At 68.1% G+C, this 22,062-nt stretch carries 24 protein-coding genes; 11 read left to right on the forward strand and 13 right to left on the reverse strand.

Going from position 1 to position 22,062, the window contains the following annotated elements; translation table 11 throughout:
- The 7 genes from QUS11_11270 to QUS11_11300 all read right to left on the reverse strand — a co-directional run.
- Positions 1 to 473: hypothetical protein (locus tag QUS11_11270; protein MDM7993876.1), on the reverse strand; the 473-nt coding region annotated here is incomplete at its 3' end.
- Positions 473 to 1,414 carry a glycosyltransferase family 2 protein gene (locus tag QUS11_11275; GenBank protein MDM7993877.1) on the reverse strand — a complete coding sequence of 314 codons (942 nt, stop codon included), beginning with the start codon at positions 1,412 to 1,414 and terminating at the stop codon, positions 473 to 475. The genes QUS11_11275 and QUS11_11270, both read right to left, overlap by 1 nt.
- Before the next feature lie 52 nt (positions 1,415 to 1,466).
- Positions 1,467 to 2,213 (reverse strand): UDP-2,3-diacylglucosamine diphosphatase, encoded by a 747-nt coding sequence (locus QUS11_11280; GenBank protein ID MDM7993878.1) that lies wholly within the window; start codon positions 2,211 to 2,213, stop codon positions 1,467 to 1,469.
- Positions 2,210 to 2,698: a hypothetical protein gene (locus tag QUS11_11285; protein ID MDM7993879.1), complete on the reverse strand. Its 489-nt coding sequence runs from the start codon at positions 2,696 to 2,698 to the stop codon at positions 2,210 to 2,212. The genes QUS11_11280 and QUS11_11285 overlap by 4 nt, the downstream gene beginning before the upstream one ends.
- Positions 2,695 to 3,099 (reverse strand): hypothetical protein, encoded by a 405-nt coding sequence (locus QUS11_11290; GenBank protein ID MDM7993880.1) that lies wholly within the window; start codon positions 3,097 to 3,099, stop codon positions 2,695 to 2,697. The genes QUS11_11285 and QUS11_11290 overlap by 4 nt, the downstream gene beginning before the upstream one ends.
- Positions 3,100 to 3,261, reverse strand: a complete 162-nt coding sequence (locus tag QUS11_11295) for a hypothetical protein (GenBank protein MDM7993881.1) — start codon at positions 3,259 to 3,261, stop codon at positions 3,100 to 3,102.
- A gap of 46 nt (positions 3,262 to 3,307) precedes the next feature.
- The gene (locus tag QUS11_11300) at positions 3,308 to 3,916 is read right to left on the reverse strand and encodes a sigma-70 family RNA polymerase sigma factor (protein MDM7993882.1); all 609 of its coding nucleotides are present in this window, start codon (positions 3,914 to 3,916) and stop codon (positions 3,308 to 3,310) included.
- Positions 3,917 to 4,120: 204 nt separating this feature from the next.
- Between QUS11_11300 and QUS11_11305 the strand changes: the two genes are divergently transcribed.
- Complete coding sequence (locus QUS11_11305; GenBank protein ID MDM7993883.1) at positions 4,121 to 6,469, forward strand: vitamin B12-dependent ribonucleotide reductase; 2,349 nt, start codon at positions 4,121 to 4,123, stop codon at positions 6,467 to 6,469.
- Positions 6,470 to 6,476: 7 nt separating this feature from the next.
- On the opposite strand, the gene QUS11_11310 is transcribed toward QUS11_11305, so the two are convergent.
- The 6 genes from QUS11_11310 to QUS11_11335 form a co-directional block, all read right to left on the reverse strand.
- Complete coding sequence (locus tag QUS11_11310; protein ID MDM7993884.1) at positions 6,477 to 6,761, reverse strand: transcriptional coactivator p15/PC4 family protein; 285 nt, start codon at positions 6,759 to 6,761, stop codon at positions 6,477 to 6,479.
- A gap of 146 nt (positions 6,762 to 6,907) precedes the next feature.
- Positions 6,908 to 7,579: a hypothetical protein gene (locus tag QUS11_11315; GenBank protein ID MDM7993885.1), complete on the reverse strand. Its 672-nt coding sequence runs from the start codon at positions 7,577 to 7,579 to the stop codon at positions 6,908 to 6,910.
- A 107-nt stretch (positions 7,580 to 7,686) separates the two neighbouring features.
- Entirely contained in the window at positions 7,687 to 8,079 is a 393-nt protein-coding gene (gene cdd / locus QUS11_11320) for a cytidine deaminase (protein MDM7993886.1), read from the reverse strand.
- Positions 8,076 to 9,257, reverse strand: a complete 1,182-nt coding sequence (locus tag QUS11_11325; protein ID MDM7993887.1) for a phosphopentomutase — start codon at positions 9,255 to 9,257, stop codon at positions 8,076 to 8,078. Before QUS11_11325 ends, cdd begins: the two co-directional genes overlap by 4 nt.
- Positions 9,257 to 9,718: a cyclic nucleotide-binding domain-containing protein gene (locus QUS11_11330; protein MDM7993888.1), complete on the reverse strand. Its 462-nt coding sequence runs from the start codon at positions 9,716 to 9,718 to the stop codon at positions 9,257 to 9,259. The genes QUS11_11325 and QUS11_11330 overlap by 1 nt, the downstream gene beginning before the upstream one ends.
- Before the next feature lie 7 nt (positions 9,719 to 9,725).
- Positions 9,726 to 11,315, reverse strand: a complete 1,590-nt coding sequence (locus tag QUS11_11335; GenBank protein ID MDM7993889.1) for an NFACT family protein — start codon at positions 11,313 to 11,315, stop codon at positions 9,726 to 9,728.
- Positions 11,316 to 11,398: 83 nt separating this feature from the next.
- Here QUS11_11335 and QUS11_11340 point away from each other — a divergent pair, with 83 nt between their 5' ends.
- From QUS11_11340 to QUS11_11385, 10 genes are read left to right on the forward strand one after another with little or no spacing between them, the layout of a single operon-like run.
- A complete protein-coding gene (locus tag QUS11_11340) occupies positions 11,399 to 12,262 on the forward strand; it encodes a YicC/YloC family endoribonuclease (protein MDM7993890.1) in 864 nt (287 codons plus the stop codon).
- Entirely contained in the window at positions 12,252 to 13,535 is a 1,284-nt protein-coding gene (gene gmk / locus QUS11_11345) for a guanylate kinase (GenBank protein ID MDM7993891.1), read from the forward strand. Before QUS11_11340 ends, gmk begins: the two co-directional genes overlap by 11 nt.
- Position 13,536: 1 nt before the next feature.
- Positions 13,537 to 14,298 (forward strand): uracil-DNA glycosylase, encoded by a 762-nt coding sequence (locus QUS11_11350; GenBank protein ID MDM7993892.1) that lies wholly within the window; start codon positions 13,537 to 13,539, stop codon positions 14,296 to 14,298.
- The gene (gene dnaB, locus QUS11_11355; protein ID MDM7993893.1) at positions 14,288 to 15,676 is read left to right on the forward strand and encodes a replicative DNA helicase; all 1,389 of its coding nucleotides are present in this window, start codon (positions 14,288 to 14,290) and stop codon (positions 15,674 to 15,676) included. Before QUS11_11350 ends, dnaB begins: the two co-directional genes overlap by 11 nt.
- A gap of 1 nt (position 15,677) precedes the next feature.
- On the forward strand, positions 15,678 to 17,063 hold the full coding sequence (gene radA, locus QUS11_11360; protein MDM7993894.1) for a DNA repair protein RadA: 1,386 nt from the start codon (positions 15,678 to 15,680) through the stop codon (positions 17,061 to 17,063).
- Positions 17,060 to 18,130 carry a hypothetical protein gene (locus QUS11_11365; protein MDM7993895.1) on the forward strand — a complete coding sequence of 357 codons (1,071 nt, stop codon included), beginning with the start codon at positions 17,060 to 17,062 and terminating at the stop codon, positions 18,128 to 18,130. Before radA ends, QUS11_11365 begins: the two co-directional genes overlap by 4 nt.
- Positions 18,117 to 19,262, forward strand: coding sequence for a 2-C-methyl-D-erythritol 4-phosphate cytidylyltransferase (gene ispD, locus QUS11_11370; GenBank protein MDM7993896.1), 1,146 nt, complete (start codon positions 18,117 to 18,119; stop codon positions 19,260 to 19,262). The genes QUS11_11365 and ispD overlap by 14 nt, the downstream gene beginning before the upstream one ends.
- Positions 19,259 to 19,882 (forward strand): hypothetical protein, encoded by a 624-nt coding sequence (locus tag QUS11_11375; GenBank protein MDM7993897.1) that lies wholly within the window; start codon positions 19,259 to 19,261, stop codon positions 19,880 to 19,882. The genes ispD and QUS11_11375 overlap by 4 nt, the downstream gene beginning before the upstream one ends.
- Complete coding sequence (locus tag QUS11_11380; GenBank protein MDM7993898.1) at positions 19,879 to 21,300, forward strand: glycogen synthase; 1,422 nt, start codon at positions 19,879 to 19,881, stop codon at positions 21,298 to 21,300. The genes QUS11_11375 and QUS11_11380 overlap by 4 nt, the downstream gene beginning before the upstream one ends.
- Positions 21,297 to 22,025, forward strand: coding sequence for a hypothetical protein (locus QUS11_11385; GenBank protein ID MDM7993899.1), 729 nt, complete (start codon positions 21,297 to 21,299; stop codon positions 22,023 to 22,025). The genes QUS11_11380 and QUS11_11385 overlap by 4 nt, the downstream gene beginning before the upstream one ends.
- The last annotated feature ends 37 nt before the right edge of the window (positions 22,026 to 22,062 follow it).

Consider the following 22,062-nt stretch of genomic DNA (forward strand, 5'->3'; position numbering starts at 1 on the left):
GCGCGGGCCTCCTCCGCATCCGGGGCGCCGTGCACGACCAGGAGCCCGCAGCTCCCGAGGAAGGCCCGCGCCAGGCCGGCCGCGAAGGGGAACCTGTCGTGCGGCATCACGTTGTGGCACACCGCGACCCTGGGGAGCAGGCGGTTCGCCGGAAGCCCCGCGGCGAGCGACGGGACGAAGAACGGATGCCAGTACTGCGCTATCACCGCACCGGCTCCCAGCCGGGCGATCCTGCGCGCCGACCGCCGCCAGGACAGGGGGTTCGAGGAGTCGATCAGGACGTCCGCCTCGTGCCCGCCGCCGGCCCCCGGCTCGAGCTGGGACGTGCCGGGGAACAGGAAGCCCGGGTAGAGGCGCGAAAAGGATATCCTGGAGGTCTCGGCCGATCCGGCGAGCGCCTGTTCGAGGCGGAGCGTGAACTGGGCTATCCCCCCGCGCCACGGCGGGAAGGGACCGGCCAGGGCAAGGCGCATCAGGGGCTGGTCCCCTGGGTTCCCGATACGGATCTCTCCACGATGTTGAACGGCTTCTTGCCGGGCAGGAACCTCAGCATCATCTCGCCGAGGAGGCCCAGGGAGACGAGCTGGAAGCCTATCAGCATCAGGAACACGCCCATGAGGAGGAGGGGGCGGTTGCCGATGGACTCGCCGCCCAGCCAGAGGACGGAGAGATATGCCGTGATGGCGAGGCCCGTCGCGAACAGGGTCGTGCCGATGCCCCCGAAGAAATGGAGGGGCCTGAACGAGTATCGGTGGAGGAACAGCACCGTCAGCAGGTCGGCGTAGCCCCTGAAGAACCTGGAGAGCCCGTACTTGCTCCTGCCGTGCCTCCTGGGCCTGTGGTTGACCGCCTTCTCGCCGACCCTGTACCCGAGCTGCGCCACCAGGACCGGCGTGTACCTGTGCATCTCGCCGTACAGGTCGAGCCTTCGGGCCGTCTCGCCCCTGTAGAGCTTCAGCCCGCAGTTGAAGTCGTGCAGCCGGAGACCGGTGGCCAGGCGCACGATGCAGTTGAAGACCTTCGAGGGGATGCGCTTGGAGAGCGGGTCGTGCCGGGTCTTCTTCCATCCGCTGACGAGGTCGAGATTGCCTTCGGCCATCATGGAGGCCATGGCCGGGAGCTCGGCCGGATCGTCCTGGAGATCGGCGTCCATGGTGGCGACGAGAGACCCGGATGCCTCGGCGAAACCCGCCGAGAGGGCGGCCGCCTTGCCCATGCTGCGGCCGAACCTCACGCCCTTCACGGGATACGACGAGGATGCCTCGAGGATGGCGGCCCAGGTGCGGTCGACACTGCCGTCGTCTACGATGATCATCTCCCAGCGAAAGCCGTCCAGGGCCTTCGCCGTCTCCCCGACCAGGGTCGCGATGCTGGCTTCCTCGTCCCTAGCCGGGACTACGACGGAGATGTCCATGCCGGTTCCTCCTGCTCTGCGCTGCGGAAGATCGAGCGCCGGGAGCCCTTCGTCAACGAGAGCCCGGGCCGGGGAACTCCAGCATCGAGGGTCCGTCGGGGCCGAACCTGGCGCAGGTGAAGGTCGTCACCCAGTCGCCGGTGGAGATGTGGACGCCCTGTCCGATGCGCCTGATCCCGGCGGCATGGATGTGCCCCGTCACCACCGCCCCGAAGCCCCTGGAGATCATCCCCCCGGCCCAGGACGTCATGCCCGGGGGGATCTCGGTGATCTCCCTCCGGAGAATCCTGCGGCTCGTGCCAGAGGCGAGGGTGCCGAGCAAGGCTCCCGCGTCGGGATGCAGGAGCCTGAACAGGAATCGGGAAAGCCCCGCCCGGAGCACCGGCCGCAGGAGGTATCTGTATCCGAAGTCGCCGCCTCCGAGCCCGTCACCGTGGGCTGCCGCCGTTCTGATGCCGTGGCAGACCGTCTCCACCACAGGCGTCCTGTCTATCATGAAGCCCGAAGCCCTCTCGAAATGGCTGCCCACCCACCAGTCGTGGTTGCCGGGGAGGAACACCGTCCGCCATCCCGCGCGGCCGAGCGCGGACATGGCAGGGAAGAGCCTCTCGTATCCGGCGGGGATGGCGCTGCCGTACTCGAACCAGAAGTCGAAGAGGTCGCCGGTGATCCAGAGTTCGCCGGGCTCCTCGTCGAGCAGCCCCGCGAGGAAGGATAGGAAGCGCTCCCTCCCGGGGTGGGGCAGGGGTTCGGGAAGGAGGTGTACGTCTCCGGCGAAGTAGACGAACGGGCCCCTCATCGCGCCAGGAGCCGCCCGGTGCAGCCGAAACCGGTCTCGACAGCGGGCGGGGCTCCTCTTCGGAAGAGGACGGCCGCCGGGAGCACGTCGCCCGGGATGCACGAGGCCAGGACGGAGTCCGCCAGGTAGACCGGCATCGATACTCCCATGGCGTTCAGGTGGGCCTGGGAGGCGTTCCTCCCCTCGACCGTGAACTGGACGGGAACCGCCCTCACCCCCCGGTCCGCCAGCCCGGCGAGCGAGACGAGATCGGAATCGACCGCCGCGTATCCGTCGAGGGGCATCCAGTAGTAGACGACCAGGGCGCTGTCGAGGGAGAGGTCGGGAGGCAGCCCGTCAGGTCCGGTGAGGGTCCCGGGCACTTCGAGGACCTCCGGGGGGGCGTCCTCGATCCCTCCGCCGCCCCCGCAGGAGGCGAGAAGAAGGGGCAGCACGAGCAGCAGCGGCGCGGCCGGAGCCCCTGACGGAATCCGCCGGATGATCATCGGCAGTCCGCTTCGAGCGCGCCGAGCAGCCGTGCCGACGTAGAGGACGAACCCGAGGGGGACGGCATGGCGAGCGCGTAGGTCCAGCCTCCCAGGTGCCTGGCTGTGGTCGCGCCGGCGGGCCGGCCGGGGGAGAGGGGCGCAGGTGAACGGATTATCGCCAGAACCGAAGAATCCGGAAGAAGGATCGTGCCTATCCGGTAGGGGAAGATGGTCCACACGCCCCGGACGGAACCGTCGCCGCGAGGCTCTCCCATCCGGGCCAGGTCCGCGGCGATGGGCCCGATCTCGGCCTGGGTCGATATCGTGGTGGCCGGGCGCCTGAAGAGGACAGGCGTCATCAGGACGGAAAGGGCGACCGCGACCCAGGCGGCGCCTGTCAGCATGCGTGGGGGATGCAACTAGCTCTTCCCGCCTCCGGCCGACAGGGTGGCGATCCGGTTCCTGAGTTCGACCGGGGCGGTCACCCTGAAGAGGTCCCTGAGCCTGGATCTGAAGAAGAGCATGGTCTCCGCGCAGGTCTTGCATTCCTCGCAGCCCGAGAGGTGGCTTTCCAGCATCATGCGGTCCTCCCTCCCGAGCTCTCCGGAAATGTAGTCCTGGATTCTGCTAGCCTCCTGCGAGCACCTCACCGCCAGACCCCTCCATCATCGCAGACTGCCATTCCACGAGCAGCTTCCTGAGAATCGCACGACCCCTGTGGATTCTCGACCTCACCGTACCTATCGGGATGCTGAGAATCTGGGAGATCTCCGCATAGGACATCTCCTCCACGTCGCAGAGCACCACCGCGCTCCTGAACTCCTCCGGGAGCCTGTTGAGGGCCTTCTCGATGTCCTCCCTCATCAGCCCGGCGAGGAAGGACTTCTGCGGGTCCGGGGAGCGGGGCGACTCGAATCCGTCCTGGTCCTCCCCGGCCAGCTCGTCCAGCCAGTCGCACGAGACGGTCCTGGGTGACCTGCATGCGGCCCTTCTGTCGTTCAGGAAAGTGTTCCTCAGGATAGCAAACAGCCAGGCCCGGGCGTTTGTTCCCAGCCTGTACTGCGATCTGGCCTTGAAGGCCCGCGCATAGGTCTCCTGAACGAGGTCGGATGCGTCGTCGGGATTGCGGGTCAGGTGGATGGCGTATCCGTAGAGCCCGTCGACGTACTGCAGGACCTCCGACTCGAATCGGTCGGCCTGGATGCCCTTTCCTGCGGGAGGGACGGCTGTGGTCATGCCGGTAATCTACGGACTGACGGCCCCCGTGGCCAGCAGGACCCGGAACGGGGCATGGCACAACTGGTTGTGTCCTGGCGGACGGAGCCACACAGCATATTGACAAGCAGGCCCGTCAGGCTTACGTTGCACCGTAATGCGTCCGGGGCTGTCGTCACCTTCGAGGGGGGTTGTCTGGAGATGGCGATGAGGGAAGCCTCCTCCATGGAATCCGATCTTTTCGGCCGTATCGCGGAGGCTCCGCCGGAGGAACCGGCCGAGGCGCCCGTGGAACCCGGCTTCTCCAGAAACGCCGAAGTCGTTCTCCGGAAAAGATATCTGAAGCGGTCGCCCGAGGGAGAGATCCTCGAGACCCCCCGCGAGATGCTCTGGCGGGTGGCTGCGAGCGTTGCCGTGGCCGAGACCCGCTTCAACGGCGGAAGCGCCGACCGCTGGACCACCCGCTTCTTCAACATGATGGCCAGGCTCGAATTCCTGCCCAACTCCCCTACCCTCATGAATGCGGGAAGGGACCTCGGACAGCTCTCGGCCTGCTTCGTCCTGCCTGTCGAGGACGACATGGAGAGCATCTTCGAGGCGGTCAAGAACACCGCGCTCATCCACAAGAGCGGCGGAGGGACGGGGTTCTCGTTCTCCCGGATCCGTCCGAAGGACGACGTCGTGCTCTCCACCAGAGGGATCTCGAGCGGCCCGATATCATTCATGACCGTGTTCGACAAGGCCACCGAGACCATAAAGCAGGGCGGCGTGCGGCGGGGAGCCAACATGGCCGTGCTGTCCGTCGACCACCCCGACATCCTCGAATTCATCGACGCCAAGCGCGACATGCAGATCCTCAACAACTTCAACCTCTCCGTCGCGCTCACGGACAGATTCATGGACTGCCTCGACCGCGACGCCGACTTCACGCTCAACAACCCGCGCACCGGCGAGCCCGTGTCCACGCTCCGGGCTTCCGACGTATTCAGGAAGATCGTCGATTCCGCATGGGCCTCCGGCGAACCGGGGATCATCTTCATCGACAGGATGAACGAGGCGAACCCGACCCCCCAGCTCGGCAGGATAGAGGCCACCAATCCCTGCGGTGAGCAGCCCCTCCTGCCGTTCGAGGCGTGCAACCTCGGGTCCGTGAACGTCGCGGCTCACCTCGCGAACGCACCCGACGGCTCGAGGATCCTCGACTGGGAATCCCTCGACCGCACGGTGAGGAATTCCGTCCGCTTCCTCGACGACGTGATAGAGGTCAACCGCTACCCCCTCCCGCAGATCGAGAAGATGGTGGAGGGGAACAGGAAGATAGGGCTCGGCCTGATGGGCTTCGCCGACGCCCTGTTCGAGATGTGCATCCCCTACGACTCCGAGGATGCCCTGAAGTTCGCCGAGAAGCTGATGTCCTTCGTTCATTCGAAGGCGCGCAGGGCCAGCGAGGACCTGGCCCGGGAGAGGGGCGCCTTCCCCAACTACAGGGGCAGTGCGCTGGAGATGCAGGGGCTCCCGCCGATGAGGAACGCGACGGTCACCACGATAGCCCCCACGGGATCGATCAGCATCCTTGCGGGGTGCTCGAGCGGCATAGAACCGGCATTCGCCCTGGCCTACGAGAGGCGCAACATCCTCGACGAAGGCGACGAACTGACCGAGATGGTCCCCGCCTTCGAGGCCGCCGTCGTCAGGAGGGGCTGCTGCACCCCCGGCATCCTGGCCGCCGTCAGGGAGAAGGGGATCTGCCGCGGGGTCTCCGGGGTGCCCGACGACATACAGCGCGTGTTCGCCACCTCGCACGACGTCACGCCCTCATATCACGTCAGGATGCAGGCGGCATTCCAGAAGTACACGGACAACGCGGTCTCGAAGACGGTCAACCTCCCCGAGTCCGCCACCGTGGAGGACGTGGCCGACGTCTACGGGCTGGCGTTCAGGCTGCGCTGCAAGGGTGTCACCGTGTACCGTGACAGGAGCAGGGACAGCCAGGTGCTGAACATCGGGAAGGCGCCCGGCGCCAGGGTCGTCTCGGTGGAACCGGCGCCTCCGGCGAAGGCCGTGAAGCAGGGGCCGAGGCCGAGGCCCGAGGTGACCACCGGCGTGACGCGGCGGGTGAAGACCGGCTGCGGAAACCTGTACGTGACGATCAACGAGGACGAGTACGGCCCGGTGGAGATCTTCACGCAGATGGGCAAGGCGGGCGGGTGCGCCGCCTCACAGGCCGAGGCCATAAGCAGGCTCGTCTCGCTGGCCCTCAGGTCGCACACCCCGCTCGAGGCGGTCGTGCGGGAACTGAAGGGGATAAGCTGCCACAGGGTGGTCTGGCAGGGGGGGGACAGGATACTCTCCTGCGCCGATGCGATAGGCAGGACACTGGAATGGCACAGCGGGCAGCGCACGGACACCGTCGAGGGCGCGGTCGGCGGGCCCGAGGCCATCCCCGAGACGGTCACCCTGGAGGACGACCTCCAGAACCACGCCGGGGCCTGCCCCAACTGCGGCGGGCCTCTCAAGTACGAGTCGGGATGTGTGGCCTGCGCCCTGAACTGCGGCTACTCGGAATGCGGCTGACCGGGCGTTAGTAGTCCGGATCGGCCTTGGCGGCCTTCGTCCTCTTCGGCGCGGCCGCCTTCTTCTCGTCGGCCGGCCGGGTCCCGAGCTCCTCGAGGGCCTTCGTGATCCCCTCCGAGATCTTCGCGGCTATCTCCGGGGTCATGCTGAGGCCCTTCTTCGTGGGCATCCACTCGCCTGTCTCCGACATGTAGAAGACCCTGGCGTCGACGTACTGCCTGCCCTTGAACTCCTTGAGGACCAGCCTTATCAGATCCTCGCCCTTCTCGATCTCCAGAACGGTCTTGTCCATCCCGTCTCCTTCCGGTATTTGGCGCGTAAGCTGACCCCGCGGCTTCCCCGCCGTCAAGGGCGGGTTGTCCGCATGCGGGTGCAGTTGTGCCGTAACGCGAGGGGGCCGGGTCTCCCCGGCCCCCCGTCGAAGTCTGTGCTGGACTGCTAGAAGTTCGCCTTGATCTGTCCCCAGGTGGTCGGCGAGAGGGCTCCCATGCTGGCCAGCGTCAGGTCGTCGTAGTAGATGTTGTCGCCGCCGTCGGAGTAGAGGTCGAGGGCCGCCAGCTCGTTCACTCCGGTGAGCTGCCAGGGGATGGTCTCGCAGAGCGTGCCGTTGTAGTAGATCGTCTGCATGCCGCCGTCGAGATCGATGACGACCTTGATCTCCACCCACTGGTTGTAGAGGATGGTTCCGACGTAGGTGCCCGGATCGGTTATCATGAACTGCGTGGTGGTGCAGTTGAACTGGATCTGGAGCGACCAGTCGTAAGGCCCGCCGGTGGTGTAGGTGTTGAGGAGGATGAAGTACTGGTCACCCTGGGCGCCGGTGGGGATGTACTGCCAGGCCTTCATCTCCCATGTGCCCGAGGTCTCGGTGAACTCGTGCACTAGGTCGGTCGTGGGCGTGATCTGGACGGAATTGGGGGCGCTGCGGTGGGGAGTCGTAACTACGTAGGCGTTTGCAGCGGGGTTGCTCTCCCATGTGTCCCAGCCACCCTGACCCATCAGGCCGCCGGTGGAGTACGAATCGAAATTGTCGGACCAGTCCGCCCCTGCAGGGCATGCGAACGCGAACACGGCCAGAGCCGCTGCAGTCAAACCAGAGTACTTCTTCATCCGATCCTCCATCCTTGGATCATGCCACCGTGAACCGCGCCGGAGCCCCGGACGGGCATGCTCCGCACGCGTATCCGAATGAGAATACGGGCGGCCGTCGGGGTGCGTCAAGCATCCGGGGGGTCGAGTCGGAACGCATCCGGGAGGAGCGCTCCGAGGGTGGTCTCCTCTGTCCGGCCGTCCGGGAGCAGGATGACCACGGGCGTGTCGTCCCCGCAGAACTCGGCCAGGACCTGGCGGCAGGCTCCGCAAGGGACCGCCCTCCCGTCGGGGGAGTGCACCAGTATCCTCCTGAAGACGGTCGCCCCGCGGGAGACCGCGCCGACCACCGCAGCGCGCTCCGCGCAGATCGACAGGCCGTAGGACGCGTTCTCGACGTTGACTCCCGTGTGCAGGCAGCCTCCGGCGTCCTCGAGCACCGCCGCGACCCTGAAGCCGGAATAGGGGGCATGGCAGAACCTTGTCGCCTCGCGGGCCGCCCCGGCCATCGCATCCGTCATCTCGAAGGCCCTCCCTTCCCCTGGAGGAACGAGATCCCCGGGAGCCCGGCATCGAGCCCGAAGAACTCCGACAGCGTGGCTGCTATGTCGCTGAAGCTCCCCCTGTCCCCGAGGGCCCTTCCCGGCACTCCCGGCGAGTAGCAGAGCAGCGGCGCGTACTCCCTGGTGTGGTCGGTGCCGTCCGTCGTCGGGTCGTTGCCGTGGTCGGCAGTGATGACGAGGATGTCGTCCGGCCCGAGCCTTCCGAGGAGCCCGGGCAGGACCCGGTCGGCCTCCTCCAGGCCCCTGGCGAACCCGTCCACATCGTTCCTGTGACCCCATTTCATGTCGAAGTCCACCAGGTTGGCGAAGATGAGCCCCCCTGCACCGCCGGCCAGCATGGAGCCCAGCTCCCGGAGCGCCTCCGCATTGTCCGCGACGTGCCTCGTGCCGATCCCCCTGTGCGCGAAGAGGTCGTCGATCTTGCCCACCCCGCCGCGGGGGATCCCCGCCCGTTCGAGCGCGTCGAGGAGCGTCGGCCCGTGAGGCGGCAGGGAGAAGTCCCTCCTGCGCGGGGTCCGTTCGAGGGCGCCGCAGACCCCCCTGAAGGGCCGGGCGATGACCCTCGCCACTCCGTCCGGCGCGACGAGTATCCTCCTGGCCGCTTCGCAGGCGGCGTACAGCTCGTCCACCGGGATGACGTCCTCGTGCGCGGCGATCTGGAATACGCTGTCGGCCGAGGTGTACACGATGAAGGCCCCGGTCCGGAAGTGTTCCGCGCAGAGCTCCTCGATGATGCCCGTGCCCGAGGCGGGCCTGTTCCCGATGGTGGGCCTGCCGGTCGCGCGCTCGAATGCCCCGATGATCCCGGCCGGGAAGCCGGCCGGATAGGTGGGGAACGGCACCCGGCTCACCAGGCCCATCATCTCCCAGTGCCCCGTCGTGGAATCCTTGCCGGCGGAGAGCTCGGCGAGCCTGCCCCAGGACGCCGTCGGCGCCGGGACGGGATCCACCCCCAGGATCCGGTGCAGGTTGCCCAGGCCCATGGCCCCGAGATTCGGCAGGGAAAGCCCCCCGGCGGCCCTGGAGAGGTTGCCCAGCGTGTCGGCCCCCGAGTCTCCGTACGAGGCCGCATCCGGGAGGGCGCCGGCTCCCACTCCGTCGAGGACGAGGAGCACGGCCCTCCCGCTCCGGATCATCAGAAGGTCCTCTCGAGATGGGCCAGGGTCCGCATCCTGTCGTTGGCTTCACGGAGACGGTAGGAGAGGACCTCGGCGAAGGATCTCATCACCCTGTAGGCCGTGACCGGCCGGGTCTCGAATATCCTGGCGATGTCGCGCCGGGGGATCACGGCCAGGTCCGCCCGCTCGTGCGCGTGGACCGTCGCGCTCCTCGGGAGATTGTCTATGAGCGCCATCTCGCCGAAGAAGTCGCCCTTCCTCAGCAGGCCGATGACATGCTCACCCCCGCCCTCTATGCCCTTGGTCACCCTCACGCTGCCCGAGAGGATCAGGTACAGGTCGCCGCCGTCCGCACCCTCGGAGATCACCGTGGTGTCTGGCGCGAACGACAGGAACCTGGCCGCCTCCAGGAAAGGATCCAGCTCCTCGGCGGGGAGGTCCTTGAACAGGTATGCCGACCTGAACACGTCCCCGTGCATCTGCTTCTCAATCCGGGTCAAAAGCCCTCCCCCTCCCCCTGATCCTGCGCCCGCCGGCACCGGACGGGCTTACGAAGATCGTCTTCTCCTGCGTGTAGGTCACCTCGCCAGGCCTTCCGCCCTTCATCCTCCTGACGTGCTGCACCATGGTCCAGTCCACCGGGACCACCGAGGATGTGCAGGCCGCTCCCTCCGCGGCCAGCTCGGCCGCCCTCCTGAGGACGGAGGCCGGCGGGTTCCCCCTGCCGGGTTCGCCCCTCAGGACCACGTGCGGCCCTGGCACTCCCCTCGCGTGGAGCCACCAGTCGCCCCTCCTGCCCACCCTGAAGGTCACCTCCTCGTTGTTCCTGGAGTTCCTCCCGATGAAGCAGGTCCAGCCCTCCGATATCTCGACGGGCATGGGTCCGGCGGGACCCGGCGGGCGCCTCCGGGAAGGCTCCGCCGCGGGTGCGGCGCCTTCCTCGGCCGCCTCCGCCGCAGCCTTCTCGATGGCCTCGATCCTCTCCTCCAGGGCGGCGATGCGACCGGCGAGGGATGACGCCTCGGCCTCGGTGTTCCCGGCCTTCCGGAAGTACCTGGCGGCGTTCTCGGCGGCGGAGCGGGAGGGGCGCAGCGGTATGGTCCGGATCACTCCCTCCCAGTCCTCCAGGCGGGCTTCCGAGGCTCCGCGCGGTATGGCGCCCGCCGAGGCGAGGAGCATCTGCCCCCACAGCCTGAGAGTGTCCGAATCCGGGAGACCGGCCAGCATGGCGCGCAGGTGGTCGAGCCTCTCGCGCGCCTCCCGGGCCGAGGAAGCCGATCTGGCCAGGAAGGAGGCGAGCCTGGCCCCCTCCCCGGCCCCGCGGGAGGAATCGAAGGCCGACAGCGGATCCTCGAGGGGCTCTCCCGGGCCCAGCGGCACGGGCATGGGCCCCCAGGGGCCCTTCCATGGCTTGAAGCTCCGGTTCGTCAGGGCCTCCGCGAGGATCTCCGCGACCCCTGCGGGGTCGGTTCCCGCTGCGTAGGCCTCGGCCAGCATGGCCGAGGCGGTCTGCGGCCCGACGCCCTCAAGGAGCGTGTATATCGGCCGGGGCGAGGTCGCGCCGGAGAGGACCGCAGCCGCCTCGCGCGAGCCCCATTCCGAGGGCGGGAGCCCCGAAGGGGGCGGAGGCGCGTAGATCCCCCCCGGAGCTATCGTGCGGAACCTGCTCATCGTCCTGGTGACGATCCTGGTGCAGGCCAGTATCCGGTCGTCGCCGTCGCGTGTGAGTACGACATTCGCATTCCTGCCGGCCGCCTCGAACCTGAGGGTCAAGGCCGAGGACCTGTAGGCCTTCTCCTTCTTCAGGCGGAAGAGGAGGAGCCTGTCGGAGCCGTGCTGCGATACGCCCGTCAGAACGCATCCCGAGAGAAGGGAGTCCCACGGTTCCGTTCCGTCCGCCTGCGAGTCCGGTTCGATCGAGACGCTCTGGTTCTCCGGTGAGGCGGACAGGACCAGGCGGCCCCTTCCCCCCGAGAGCCTCAGCACCACCCGGCCGTCGCGGCCTGCGCCGGCAGACGCCGTCCCGGCGCCCGAAAGGAGCTCATCGAGCCTCCCGGCCACCACCGCGTAGAACACACCGTCCAGACTGTACCATCCTCTCCCGTGAATCGGGTAGAATATACCGACTGGCCCTTCACTGGAGGTGACCCCTGGAATCTATGACGGGATTCGGCAGGGCCGGCGCGGATGCCGGTCCGGCCAGACTCTCCGCCGAGGCGCGGAGCGTGAATCAGAAGGGTCTCAACATACTCGTCAGCCTGCCGGAACAGCTCGCGGCCCTCGAACAGGATGTCCGCGAAGAGGTGAGGTGGAGGTTCTCCCGCGGAAGGATCGAGCTCAGGCTGACTCTCGGAGTCCCGGCCGGCGCATCGGCCCCCCCTCCCGTGGATGTCGCCCGCGCCGGAGAATTCGCGAAGGCAGCCTCGCTGCTGGCCGGCGAGTTCGGCATCCCCGCCGGCATCACCGGTGCCGACCTCCTGAGGATGCCCGGTGTCGCGAGGCCCGCCTGGGAGGTGGATCCGCCGGAGGGTCCGGCAGTCATGGACTGCGTGAGAGCCTGCCTGGACAGCCTCGCCGAGTCGCGAAGGGCGGAGGGTGCGGCCCTCGCGGCCCTTCTATCCGCCAGGCTCGTGAGGATGAGGGATCTGGCCTCGAAGGTGGCCGGCCTTCAGCAGGAGTCGGTCCCCGCGGCTTTCGAGAGGATGAGGGAGAGGGTGCGCAGGCTTCTCGACGGCGCAGGGGTGGACGAACAGCGCATGCTCCAGGAACTGGCAATACTGGCCGACAGGCTGGATGTCGGCGAGGAGCTCGAGAGGCTCGAGTGCCACATCTCCAGTTCGCTTGCGCTCGCGTCTTCGGACGAGCCCGACGCGGGCCGCCGGCTCGGGTTCCTCCTGCAGGAGCTGCAGCGCGAGATCAACACCCTCGGATCCAAGCTCGAAACACCCGAGGGCACCATGATCGTCGTGGAGATGAAGAACGAACTGTCCACGCTCCGGGAGCAGATCGCCAATGTCGAGTGACGCCGGCATGCTGGTGGTCCTGGCCGGCCCGTCCGGCGCAGGCAAGACCACCCTCGCCAGGAGGCTGGTGGAGGAGGTCCCCGGCTTCGAGTTCTCGGTCAGCACCACTACCAGGCCCCCGAGGGGGGAGGAGCGTGACGGCACCGACTATTTCTTCGTGTCCGACGACCGCTTCGACGAGCTCGTCCGGTGCGGGTACTTCCTCGAGTGGGCCGGGGTCCACGGGCGCCGCTACGGCACCTCGAGGGACTGGGTGGGCGAACGGCTGGCCGCAGGCCGGTCCGTCGTCCTCGACATAGACGTCGTCGGTGCGAGGAACGTCCGCCGGGCCGTCCCCGGCGCCGTGCTGGTGTTCGTGGCGCCTCCCTCCCTGGAGGTCCTCGAAGGGAGGCTGCGCGGCAGGGGGACGGAGTCGGGGGATCTCCTCGAGGGCCGGATCGATGCAGCCGCCTCCGAGATGCGCTGGGCCGGCGCCTTCGACTACCTGATCGTCAACTCGGACCTCGAGGCGGCTGCCGCGAGGCTGTTCGCCATCGTGGAGGCGGAGTCGGCCAGGATCAGTGCATGCGACTATCCCCGACCCGCCGGGTTCTCGCCGCTCATCCGGGGTTCTCAACGTGAGGAGTGGCGCGGGAGGCGGGTCCTGATCGCCACGGGCCCGACGCGCGAGTACATCGACGAGGTCAGGTTCATCTCGAATCGCTCCAGCGGCGTGATGGGCTGCGAGCTCGCATCCGCGTTCCGGGCGGCCGGAGCCGCGGTGACGCTTCTCCTGGGTCCGTGCCGGGCCGTGCCGCCCAGGGCGGTCGCTCTCGAGCGCTTCACGGACTCGAGGGATCTGGCCGGCCTCCTGGGGAGGCTGGCTCGATCCCACGACATCCTCGCCATGCCCGCGGCGGTGGCGGACTTCAGGCCCACCCGCAGGGTCCCGGGGAAGATGCCCCGCGGCGGGGGGGTCCAGCTCCAGCTCGAAGAGGTGGAGGATGTCTCGGCGTCGGTGTCCGGGCTCTGCCCCCTTCTCTCCTTCAGCCTCGAGTTCGGAGAGCGGGTGCAGGCCCTTTCGCGCGCCAGAAGGAAGATGGAGGCCAAGGGGGCCTTCGCGTCGTTCGTGAATGCAGGCGGGATCGAAGGCAGCGGGATGGACGCCGATGCGAACTCCGGCGTGCTCCTGCTCGAGGGCGGGGGAGCCGTGGACATCCCGCAGGGATCCAAGCGCTTCGTCGCCGAGTCGATAGTCTCCTCGCTGCCCGTCCCCGGCGGGCGCGGAGCCTGAGGTGGACCCGCTCTGGGCCGCCATAGGCAGCTTCGGCATCGAGACCGTCCATCTCCCGGCTGGCAGGAGGCCTTCCGGCTGGGACCCGGCGAACGGCCCGGCGAAAGCCGCCGGCGGCGACACCCCCGCCCCCGTCCGCGGCAGCGGGCGGACAGCGGTCGAGAATGGTCCCTCCGCTCTCGACGGCATGGCCGGGGTCCGCGAAAGGCTGGGCTCCTGCGAGGCCTGCCGGCTGTCGAAGACCAGGAACAGCATCGTCTTCGGCGAGGGGAACCCCTGCTCGGGCGTGCTCGTCGTCGGCGAAGGCCCGGGGGCCAGCGAGGACGAGACCGGCAGGCCCTTCGTCGGCAGGGCCGGGCAGCTCCTCGACAGGATACTGGCCTCGGTGGGGCTGGACAGGGAGTGCTGCTACATAGCAAACGTGGTCAAATGCAGGCCCCCGGCCAACAGGGTGCCCTCCCAGGACGAGGCGGACGCCTGCGCATGGGTGCTCGACGCCCAGATCGAAGCCATAGGACCCGGGGTTATCCTAGCCCTGGGGGCCACCGCGATGGCGAGGCTGCTGGGATTGAAGTGCCCCCTGGGCCAGGCCCGGGCTGCCGTGCACGACTATCGCGGGATCCCCGTGGTAGTCACGTACCATCCTGCGGCGCTGCTCCGCACGGAAGCCCTCAAGAGGCCGGTGTGGGACGACATGAAGAAGCTCCGCCGGCTGATGGACGAAGCCGGCCTTCCCAGGAGGACGGGCATAGATGCGGGTTGATCCGGATTCCGCCGCTCCCAGGAGCGTCGACGCAGAGCGGGGCGTACTGGCCGGTGTGATGACCGACCCCGAGATAGCCGTCGAGGTCTTCGGCCTGCTCACCCCCGAGGACTTCCACGACGCAAGGCATTCGTACGTCTACAGGGCGTGCATGTCCCTGGACTCCAGGAACCGCTACATCGATCTGGTGACCGTCGCCGAGGAGCTGGAGAGGCAGAAGTGGCTCGAGCTCTCCGGCGGGATAGACTACCTGACGGGCCTGGCCGACGACATCCCCATCCTGGCGAGCGTCAGGCAGTATGCCGAGATAGTCCGCGAGAAGTCGATGCTCAGGCGCCTGGGGGCCGCCAGCCGGGAGACCATCCGCGAGATAACCGAAGGCACCCTCATCGCGGCCGAGATCATAGACAGGGCCGAGAAGAGGGTGTTCGACATCGCAGAGAAGACGGCCGACCAGGACTTCCTCTCCATGGAGGAGCTGGTCGGGGTGGGCATGAGGGAGTTCGAGAGGGTAAGCCAGTCCGATACCCACATAACGGGGCTCAGCACGGGCTTCGACAGGCTCGACTGGATGACCACCGGCCTCCACGGCGGCGAGCTGGTGATCATCGCGGCGAGGCCGTCCGTCGGGAAGACGACCCTCGCGATCAACATGGCCCTCAACATCGCAAGGCAGAGCAGCGACACCGATCGTCAGAGCGACGGCACAGACCGGCCACGCGGCGGTGCGGTCTGCTTCTTCAGCCTCGAGATGGCCGGGCGCGAACTGATCAAGAGGATCCTGTCCTCCGAATCCAAGGTCGGGATGGACGTGTGGAAGGGCGGGAACATGTCCAGCCAGGCCATGCTCGACTTCACCAATGCCTGCGACTGGCTCTCCTCGCTGCCCATGTTCGTCAACGAGCGGGCCGGCATCACCTCGCTCGAGCTCCGCGCCAGCGCGAGGAGGCTGCGCAAGAGGTTCGGCCTTTCCGCCGTCTTCGTCGACTATCTCCAGCTCATGAGAGGGGTTGGCGGAGAGGAGAACAGACAGCAGGAGATAGCCAGGATTTCCGGCGACCTGAAGGCGCTCGCCAAGGATCTCGACGTTCCGGTGATCGCCCTTTCCCAGCTCTCCAGGCGGGCGGTCTCGCACGAAGGCCCCGCCCGGCTCCCGAGGCTCAGCGATCTGAGGGAGAGCGGTGCCATCGAGCAGGATGCCGACCTCGTCATCTTCCTGCACGAGGAAGGCGGCGAGGAGGCGTATGCCGACAGGAGCTACCCCCGTGACCGCTCGGTCAAGCTCGTGATCGGCAAGCAGAGGAACGGCCCCAGGGGCGAGATCGACATGGTCTTCCAGACCGAGCTGGGGAGGTTCCTGGAGATGGCGCGGGACTAGCTTGAAACCACGCCGCAGGACAGCCTTCTTCTGCAGTCAGTGCGGGAACGGCAGCCCCTCCTGGAGCGGCAGGTGCGAAGCCTGCGGCTCCTGGAACACGATCGTGGAGGAGCCGGTACAGGAGGGTGCCGGCAGACCCGGGGGCGGATCGGGCGGGAAGGCCGAGGCGGTCCTGATCGACGACATCCCGGCCGGCGACGGAGAGAGGATCCCCACGGGGATACCCGAGTTGGACAGGGTCCTCGGAGGCGGGCTGTTCAGGGGTTCCATGGCCCTGCTCGGGGGCGAGCCGGGCATAGGCAAGAGCACGCTGATGCTCCAGCTCTCGCATTTCCTGGCGGCCGCCGGGGAGACTGTGCTCTACGCCACCGCCGAGGAGTCGCCCGGGCAGGTGGCGAACCGGGCAAGGCGGATCGGGTGCACGGGGAGCAGCGTGCTCGTCCTCCCGGCCACCAGGCTCGAGGACATAGAAGACGCGCTCGGGAGGACGGAAGCCGGCATACTCGTGGTCGACTCGATACAGACGGTGTATTCCGAAGCCCTGTCGAGCGGCCCGGGATCGGTGGCGCAGGTGCGGCACTGCGCCTCGGAGCTCATGAGGCTGACGAAGCCCGGAGGCAGGACCAGCCTCCTTGTCGGACACGTCACGAAGGACGGGACCCTGGCCGGACCCAGGGTGCTGGAGCACCTCGTGGACACCGTAATGAGCTTCGAGGGCGACTCGAACCGTTCACACAGGCTCCTGAGGGCGCTCAAGAACCGGTTCGGGCCATCCAACGAGCTGGGGATCTTCGAGATGACGCAGCACGGCCTGACCGGCATCGCCGAAGCCTCCGCCTTCTTCCTCGGCAGGAGGCTCGAAGACCTCCCGGGGAGCGTGGTGTGCACCGTCATGGAGGGCACCAGGCCCTTCCTGGTCGAGATCCAGGCGCTGACCTCTCCGACCAGGTACGGATTCCCGCAGAGAAGCGCCAACGGCATCGATTCCAGGCGCCTTCCCATGCTCCTCGCCGTGCTCGAGAAGCGCTGCGGCCTGGAACTCGGAGCGCAGGACGTGTACGTGAACGTCGCGGGAGGCGCCACTCTCGCAGACCCCGGGGCCGATCTGGCGATATGCCTCGCCGTGGCCTCGAGCAGGCTCGAGAGATCGCTCCCGGCCGGGCTGGCCGTTGCCGCCGAGGTGGGGCTGGGCGGGGAACTCCGCCCCGTTTCTGGCTTCGACAGGCGGCTGAGGGAGGCCAGGACTCTGGGATTCAACCTCTTCGCAGCGTGCAGTGACGACTGCGTCGAGGAGGACGGGGCCCTCAGAGGGCATTCGACATTGTGCGGCTGCATCGAGGACATTCTTGCACCTCGGGGGCGCCGCGGAGGGGAAGCGGACTCATGAAAGCCATCAAGACCGAAGGGTGGGGCCCCAGGCTCCTCCTGCTGCTCGTTCTCTGCATCGTCGGTGTCTCGGCGTCGACCAGCGACTGGCATCTGGGGCTCCTCCTCGGGCTCGCCGTCGGCACCCTGGCGATAATCATCGAAACCAGGTTCGTCAGGCTGCCCATGGTCGACGCCGTCTACATGCTAGTCGGCGCCGCCACGGGGATAGGGCTGGGGCTCCTGGTCATGCTCCTGCTGAGGCTGGGCAACGTAAGGCTCGGCGCAGTCGGCGGAGTGGACCCCTTCCTCCTCGTCCCGCTAGCCCTGGGCTATGCCTTCGCCCAGGTGGCCTTCGCGAAGGTGCCGAGGGCTCAGGGCGTCCCGGGAAGGGAGACAGTCGCTCCTTCCCATGCAGCCAGGGCAACGGCGACGCTCGTCGACATGTCCTCGATCATAGACGGCAGGGTGGCCGATCTGGTGCTCGTGGGCCTGCTGTCCGGGCCGTTCGTGGTGCCCGCATCCGTGAAGCCGGCCCTCGAAGCCCTGATGAAGTCCAAGGACATGGTCCAGAGAGGCAGGGCGAGGCGGGGTCTGGAGACGCTGGAGAGGCTCGAGGAGGCCGCCGGCAAATCCGGCGGCGTCGAGTACCGGGACTTCGGGGCTCCAGAGAAGGAGACCTTCCGCATCCTCGACTGGCTCCGCAGGGAGCATGCCTCTCTCGTCAGCAGCGAGGTCACCATGCTCGACACCGCGGCCCGCGAGGGGAACAAGGTGATCAGGCTCGACGAGGTGGGCGCCGCTGCCCGGGCCGTGGTGCTCCCGGGCGAGAGGGTACACGTAAAGCCGGTCCGCCGAGGGCGGAACCAGGGGCAGGCGGTGGGCTACCTCAACGACGGCACGATGATCGTCGTCGAGGACGGCGAGGAGTTCCTGGGCAAGATGGTGGAGGCGGTTGCGCACACCACGTTCAGGGCCTCCGGCGGCACCATGGTGTTCTCGAGGATAGCATCCCAGCCCGAGGAGGATCTCCGCGAATCCGTGCCGGAACCGGCCGCGGCCGGGACCGGAGACGATGAAGCCGACTGAACGGCCCCGCTGGGGCTGCATCATCGTTGCCGCCGGCAGGAGCGACAGGTTCGGAGGCGGGGTCCCGAAGCAGTTCCTCCCCCTCGGAGGCAGGCCGGTCCTTCACTGGAGCATCGAGACGGCGATGTCCGCCGGCGGCATCGAGGATGTCTGCGTAGTCCTCCCGCCCGGTCTCGCGGGCGACGACCTGCCCCGGGGAGTGACCGTCGCGGCAGGGGGTGCCAGGAGGCGCGATTCGGCGGCCAGCGGGCTGGCGGCCCTCGGTGACTGCACGCACCTGCTGGTCCATGATGCCGCAAGGCCCCTCGCCTCCAGGGCCCTCTTCAGGCGGGTCATGGCGGCATGTCTCGAATCCGGGGCCGCCGTGCCCGCAGTCCCGGTCACCGACACCCTGAAGAAGGTGTCGGGGGGGCTGATCGAGGCCACCGTAGACAGGACCGGGATCATGAGGAGCCAGACCCCCCAGGGCTTCGAGAGGGGGCTCCTGGAGGCCGCGCTGGAGTCGGGGGGCGACTTCACCGACGAGGCGCAGGCCGTGGAGGCTTCCGGGGCGCGCGTCGCACGGGTCGAGGGCGAGGAGACCAACATCAAGATCACCACGCCGATGGACATGGAACTCGTGCGGGCGCTCTCGCAGGGATGCGGGAGCAGGACGGGCATCGGGCTCGACTTCCATCCCTTCGACGAATCCAGGCCGCTCGTCCTCTGCGGATGCAGGCTGGACGATCGGGGCGGGCTCAGCGGACACTCCGACGGCGATGCCGCGCTGCATGCCGTGATGGATGCGATCCTCTCCGCGTCGAGGCTGGGCGACATCGGCACGCTCTTCCCCCCTTCTGACCCCGCCTTCGAGGGGGCCGACAGCTCGGTCCTCCTGCGCGAGGTGACCGGCAGGGCGGCCGGTGAGGGCTGGCGGGTCGAGTCGCTCGACCTGACGATCATCGGCGAGAGGCCCAGGATCTCCCTGGTGAGGGAGGAGCTCAGGCTGGAGCTTGCCCGGGCGCTCGGGCTCCCGACGGACGCGGTCTGGATCAAGGGGACCACGACCAACACTCTCGGGGCCCTGGGCCGCGGCGAGGGCCTGGGTGCACTGGCGCTCGTGGAGATCTCCAGGCGGGTCGTGCGGGGGTGATATCAGCCGTGCTGGCCTGGCTCCAGGCTCACCAGCCGGGACCCTGGGTCTATCCCGCCATGAGCGCCACGGCATTCGTCGAAACCCTGTTCCCGCCCTTTCCCGGCGACGTGCTCTTCGTGCTGCTGTCGGGATGGGCGGCGGGTTCCGCCGGGTGGGCCGGGCGGGTGGCGCTGCCTGCAGCCTGCGGATTCGCAGGATGCTTCTCGGCGTCGATCCTCCTGATCCTCGCGGGAACCAGGATCGGCCGGAGCAGGATAAGGGCGTTCCTCGCATCCCGGGCGGGCGAAGCAAGGCTCGGGAAGGCCGAGCGCCTCGTCGAGAGGCATGCCGCGCCGATACTCGCCGCAAGCCGGTTCCTTCCCGGCATACGGTCCCTGCTTGTAGTGGTTGCCGGCTACTCCGGCGTCGGAGCGGGCCGGGCGATGCTCTTCGGGGGGGCCAGCGCCCTTTTGTGGTATGTTCTGATGGCCGTTGCAGGAATGGAGCTCGGCTACAACCTTACAGCCCTGGAGAACCTGATGAGGCGCTACGAGACCGTGGTCTGGATCGCCGCGGCGGCGGCCCTGGCGGTGTGGGCGGCCGGACGTCTCAGAAGCGGGAGGGATGCCGGACGATGAGGATACTCCACGCAGCTTCCGAGGTTCATCCGTTCTCGATGACAGGCGGCCTCGCGAGCGTGGCCTCCTCTCTCCCGTCCGCGCTCCGCGCCGCAGGTCACGACGCTGCGGTGGTCACGCCCCTCCACAGGCAGGACGGCATCGATCTCGAATGGCTCGACGGCCCGTTCAGGACTCCCGGCGGGATGGAGTTCGGCCTCGGCAGGAGCGAGATCCCCGGTACGGGATGTCCCGTCTACTTCGTGGCGAGCAACGAGTTCTTCAACAGGCCCGGGCTCTACGGCCCCTCGGAATCGGAACCCTATCAGGACAACGCCGCCAGGTTCTCGTTCTTCTGCGGCGCCGTGCTGGAAGCCGCTTCCCGGCTGGGCGGCTTCGACGTGATCCACTGCCACGACTGGCATACCGGCCTCCTGCCGGCCATGAGCAGGCTCTCGGGCGGCCCCCCGACCGTCTTCACGATCCATAATCTCGCCTTCCAGGGCACCTTCCCCATGGACCAGTACCCTGTGACGGGCCTCCCGGAGGAGTACCGCGGCATCGACGGCCTCGAGTACCACGGCGGGTTCAGCTTCATGAAGGGTGCCATCCTCTTTGCCGATGCGGTCACCACCGTGAGCCCGACCTATGCCGCGGAGGTGACGACCAGCGAGGGCGGAGCCGGCATGGACGGGCTCCTGCTGGCGAGGATGTCGGACGGAGGTCTCAGGGGGATCCTCAACGGCATAGACTGCGACCTCTGGGGGCCCGAGGACGATCCCTCGATCAGCCCGTGGTTCACCTCCGACAGCCTGCGCAGGCGCGGCGGTTGCAGGCAGGCCCTCGCCTCCGAGTGCGGTCTCGAGATCCCCGCCGGGGCTCTGCTGGCCGGCGTCGTGTCGCGGCTGACCTGGCAGAAGGGGCTCGACCTCGTGCTTCCCGCCCTGGAGAGGCTCATCGCCGACGGGAGGCTCGTGCTGGCCGTCCTCGGAACGGGCGAGCCCTGGATAGAGGGGCCCCTCGCCTCGGCATCCTGGCGTTTCCCCGGCCGCGTCTTCTTCAAGCGGGGATACGACGACCCGCTGTCGCGGCGCATCTACGCCGGATCGGACATCTTCCTCATGCCCAGCAGGTTCGAACCCTGCGGCCTCTCGCAGATGATAGCGATGAGATACGGAGCGGTACCCGTCGTCCGCAGGACCGGCGGGCTGGCGGACACCGTGCCCGACGTCTCCGGGGGCGGTTGCGGCTTCGTCTTCGACAGCGCCGAGCCCGAAGCGCTCAGGGAGGCGGTGGGCAGGGCAGCAGCAGCAGCCGCCGATCCCAGGGCGTGGCGGGCCCTGCAGAGGAGGGCGATGAGGATCGACAACTCCTGGAAGGCCAGGGTCCCCTCATATCTCGAACTCTACAGGCTCGTCGCCGGAGGGGCCGGGGTGTGAAGTCCGCCGCCGCCGGAGCCCTGGCTCCGTTCACCCAGTTCTTCGCGCCCGGCAGGACGGGCCGCCTCCTGGGCGATCCCGCCGCAGCCGCATGCGCGATGGCGGCGTCTCTGCTCGTGGCCGTCCTCGCCTGCGCCTCCCCTCTCCTGTACGTCGACCTCGGCCCCGCGGTCGCAGAGCTGGGCGAGGAGGTCAGGCATCAGGCCCTCCTGGAGGGAATGACCCCCGCGCAGGCGGACAGCGCTGCGGCCGCCGGCATGGAGGAGGCGCGTCTCGGGGTGCCGGTACTCCTGCCCGGGTCCCTGCTGCTGGAGCGCGCCGTCATGGCGGTTCTGGCTGCGTCCTCGGCCTTCGCCGTCTACAGGGCCTGGGGCGCCCGTGACCGTTACACGGCCCATCTCAGGGCCGCGGTTCTCGCCCAGGCCGGATTCACGATCGTCTGGGCGCTCACGAACGCCCTGGAGCACGCCGCCCCGGATGCGGTCCTCCTGACGAGGCCCGAGATGCTTCTCGCAGGACCCCCGGCCCCGTCGGGCAGGCTGTCCGTCTTCGCAGGCCTGATCCTGTCCGGGTGTAACCCCGCTGCCGCGGCCGCCGTCGTTCTCTGGGGGCTGGGGATGGCCTCCGCCACGGGCAGGCCGCCGCGCAACGGGCTGTCGACGGCATCTGGCATCTATCTCTTCGGCCTGGTCCTATTCTCGTCACCTGTCTTCCTGGGGGGATAGGATGCTGGAACAATTCCCATGAGCGCGCGTAACGTTT

It is taken from the genome of Candidatus Fermentibacter sp., assembly GCA_030373045.1.
Lineage (GTDB): Bacteria > Fermentibacterota > Fermentibacteria > Fermentibacterales > Fermentibacteraceae > Fermentibacter.